Origin of the sequence: Nitrosospira multiformis (assembly GCF_900110185.1) — a bacterium.
GTDB lineage: Bacteria > Pseudomonadota > Gammaproteobacteria > Burkholderiales > Nitrosomonadaceae > Nitrosospira > Nitrosospira multiformis_A.
Map to the genome: position 1 here is coordinate 1 of NZ_FOCT01000048.1, position 1032 is coordinate 1032.

General features: G+C 59.4%; 1 protein-coding gene. It reads left to right on the plus strand.

What is annotated here, in order from left to right; genetic code table 11:
* Positions 1–61: 61 nt before the first annotated feature.
* On the plus strand, positions 62–1032 hold a 971-nt coding region (locus BMY01_RS16925), incomplete at its 3' end, for a S8 family peptidase (protein WP_254772814.1).

Genomic DNA, 1032 nt, shown 5'->3' on the forward strand with positions numbered 1-1032 from the left:
TTTCCTGGGATTGGCTCCGGTCATTTCCAGTGCAGAGCCTCCGGAGGGCAGGGGACCTGGAGTGAACAAGCCGCTTGGCTGGGCGAAGGGCCGCATCCTGGTCATGCCGCGCGCCGGGCTGCCGGAAAAGGAACTGGCAAAGATTCTGGGCGAACATGGCGGCAAGGGCAGGAAGATCGGGCAGAGCGATCTGTACATCGTGGACTTGCCGGGCAATGCTTCCGAGAAGGCGGTGGCGGCAAGGCTGGCGCATCATCCGGCCTTCAAGTTTGCTGAGATCGACCAGGAAGTCGAACCTGCGCTCATTCCCAACGATCCCTACTATGGCAGCGCCTGGCATTTGCCCAAGATTGGTGCTCCGTCCGCTTGGGACAGTTCTCTGGGCAGCGGTGTGATCATCGCCATTCTGGATTCAGGAGTCGATAGCACCCACCCTGATCTGGCTACGGAACTGGTGCCGGGCTGGAATTTCTACGAGAACAACTCCAACACATCGGATGTTTATGGGCATGGAACCAAGGTTGCGGGTGCGGCGGCAGCGGCTGGCAATAATGCGCTGGGAGTGGCCTCGGTGGCGGCACGGGCGAAGATCATGCCGATCCGGGTAAGTGGCTCTAATGGGTATGCCACCTGGAGTGCGATTTCTCAAGGGCTTATCTATGCGGCAGACCGCGGGGTTCGCGTCGCCAATGCCAGCTTCCTCGGATTGACTGATAGTTCGAGCACCCGCAGCGCGGCGCAATACATGAAGGATAAAGGTGGTCTGGTTATCGTGAGTGGCGGAAATACGGGGGTGCTCCAGAATTATGCAGTAACGACATCGATGGTAGCTGTAGCCGCTACAGATGGGAACGACTTCAGAGCCAGTTGGTCGAGCTACGGAAACTACATCTCCCTTGCCGCGCCGGGAGCTGGGATATGGACGACGACTATGGGAGGCGGTTATGGCGCGGCTTCCGGCACGTCGTTCTCAAGCCCGGTAACGGCTGGCGTGGTGGCGCTCATGATGGCGGCAAAGCCGACATTACCCAA